General features: G+C 43.7%; 1 protein-coding gene. It reads right to left on the minus strand.

Translation table 11 applies throughout. The features are described from left to right. Positions 1-3,240, minus strand: a 3,240-nt coding sequence (locus IH879_21840; GenBank protein ID MCH7677568.1) for a hypothetical protein, incomplete at both ends; no start/stop codon positions are given.

Below are 3,240 nucleotides of genomic sequence, written 5' to 3' on the forward strand. Positions count from 1 at the left end.
CAAGGCCAAATGTGCGGTTTCAGTCATCGCACGGCTGCCTTCATCTTTGATTGCCGCGAGAACAATTTGTCCGTCAGATAAGTTGTTAATAAATTCCGCCATCGCTTCGGCATTCAGAGCATCCCGCCAGGTATCGAAACTTTGAATCGACAACAGGTTGCCGTCCGTTTCATCAAATACGGCAAGGAGATGGCCTCTGAAAATTTGACCCAAGACTTCATTATTTTTTATGAGCAAGACATGGTTTCCATCGTTAAAACCAGCGGATTGCAATTCGAAAACTATTTGATTTTTTTGCAATTCCACACCGCTTGACGTCGACACGGTTTTGTTTAAACTATTTTGACTAAACTGCTCCCGCGTTTTCTGCTGCCACTTCCACGAACTTTGTGGCGAGTAAAGAAATGAAGAGCCCGCCCAGGGACCAAAATTTTGAGAATAAAATGTCCGCACACGCCAAAAATATGCACCAGGTACAGATAACGCAGGCTGCCAGCTTGTTACCAATTCACCCTCTGAAATCGAGCCTGATTGCTGCAATGCGGGGCTATTAAATTGGTTCGTTGTATCAAGTTCAAAATAATACAAAATTTCCTCAGCCGCCACTTTAGAATTATTGGTCAAAAGTTCAGGGTTGCCCGTGGTCACAACCCCAAATTGCAACGGTTTAATTAAAGTTAGATCTGAGGCAAAAACGACGATTTCTTTTTCCGCCACATTGTTGAATTCGTCTTCTTCCTCGATTAGATTCTCAGGGTCTACTACCGCCTGAAGGCGATAAGAGCCGGCTTGCTCCGGAATGTTCCAGACAACACTAACGGAATCAACAATTTCGATAGATTGAATCCTAATCTCTTCTAACTGCTCAGTACTGTTATTCGGACCGGTCACAGAAAACCTGACATCTACGCTGTCCAGAGGTACAAGCCCATAATTGTAAACATTTGCAGAAATGGTGGTGGTGGAATCTGATGTTAGCAGCAAATCCCGGTCAACATTTACATCATCGGGGGTCAATGCCAGTTCGGGTTTTCGGGGAATCCGTAAATTCATAGCCGGATCACCAATCAGCGCATACTGGTTGATTACAAAACGGCTCCGTTCCCGCGCGCCTAATCGCTGCCAAAGGTGCAATTTGGCAAAAGTTGTGGCCTCGCCGATGCTTCGAACTGTGTCCCGATTTACTGAAATAAGAAGACCTTCCAAGAGAAAGAAATCTTGTGAAATATAGCCAAAGCCGGTTGAGCCCCAGTAAGCAGAGGCGCCGATTGGGCTAATAAAAAACTCCTCGGCCAGGCTGTTTATTTTAGGATTTGCAAACCGGCTCGAATGGCAGGACATGCCGGTCACAAAGGGGAAAATTTTCTCATTTTGCCATTCGTCAGGCCGGCCGATATCGATGTCCCAGACCGAGCTCGCTGCGTGGCCGATGAAATTCACCCACAGCACCCCTTCATTTATTTTCTCCGCAACCGTTCGCCGGAAAACCTGGGTTATGGCTTCATTTGTATTTTTGTCAAATCTTATTACCTCGCCTTTAAGCGGGATGGTATCAATTTGTTCTGAAATTAATGCGTCAGCCTGAAACCGGAAAATAGTCTGCTCGGTGCTATTGATCCCGCCATTTAAGAGCACAATTTTTTTATTCCATGAATCAAAGGAGAGGTTTTCGTAAGCAATAATTTTATCAACGACGAATGCTGCCTGCTCAGGAGTCTCAACCGGTATTCGGCCGATGAAAAGATCCGGAAGAATATCGTCGTCGCCGTCCAGAGAAACGAACCAATTGTCTGATACTAAAATGCCATAAGAAGGTACAAAATTGGTTTTTTCCGAACCAGCAAGAAGGCCTTTCGGATCCCACGAAGCGTCTCCAAATAACAAAATATAAGATGGGGCAGGTTTTTGCCAGTTGACGAAGGCATGAGTCAGAAAATCTTTGATGGCACGTGGATTCATAATACCGGCATTAAGCTCATCGTAAATATCCTGAACATCCACTATCATAACTCTAAATCCGTTTTTTTGGCTGCGATAGTTTACCAACCGTTTTGCTTGCTCTTTAAATTTTTCATGGGTTATAATTATATAATCAGCTCCATGTGTCGAAGCCAGCAAATCGCTACTTTGTTCCTTCCTAATAACCTTTACTTTTTTAAACCCTTGATTGGAGATTCCGTAATAAAAACGTGTTATTGAAGTTGTATCTTTAAATGTTGCGCTAAAACGCAAACCAAAATCCCCTCTCAAGGTGTCGGAAACTATGGCCGGACCCTGCAGATTTCTTGATAGCGTTTCCTTCACAGATCCTATCACAGCACCTTTCCATCCAACAAGCGCCCAGGAATCCCTCCCCTGAACTTGTCGAGTCAAAGCGCTGCCCAGAGACTCCAATGCCTGATGAGCATTTTCGGTCATGCTCAAGGAACCTTCATCAACTATGGCTGCCAAAACGATTGTTGAATCCGGTAAACTATTGATATACTCCGCCATAGCATTGGCTGAAGCAGGCGATGCAAACGTATCAAAAATTCGGACTTCTTTATTTCCTGACTTTGGATCGATAACCACCAGATTATGACCTCTTTCAAAAATTGTAAAGTGAACGGTTTCAAAATCCAGGGTCATTTTTGCAAATTTACCATCCTCAAATCCAGCGGATTCTACTTGAACAAATGAAATCTTCCGAGTTTCTGGTCGCCACATTCTACCGCCAGCCGGATCAAATATGGAAATTCCACGGTCTTTAAAGTTGACTAATGTATATTCCGACAATCCGCCGGGATTCGTTTCCTGAAATTTTATGTTATTCTGTAAAGCGACATGCACTCGCGGGTAAATGATCTCCAGCCAATCCAAATAGATTTGATTTATTTGTGCACCGGTATCCGCCACCAGGTGCAAGTCAATTTTATTTTCGCCTTCTTGCAGGAATTCAGTGGGAAAAGATACCTGCCAGACCAATTCTTCCTGCCCATCAAAAAAAGTTTCTCCAACAATCTGCCCATTTATTGAGAGCCGTACATGATGATCGGGATTTATCGGATCGATGGTTGTACCGTAAAGACGGACTTTTAATGAACATTCCGGCACAGATTCAGACAAACCAGTCAACTCAAAAATTATGGTTTCCCGTTCATCATCAAACAGAAAACGCCAGATCCAGGCTTCGTCTTCATCAATTGCGCTTGAGCCATTCGAACGGTGAAATATCTTTTCCTTTTCTATATGCAAGTTTTC

The organism is candidate division KSB1 bacterium (assembly GCA_022562085.1).
Classification (GTDB): Bacteria; Zhuqueibacterota; Zhuqueibacteria; order Oceanimicrobiales; family Oceanimicrobiaceae; genus Oceanimicrobium.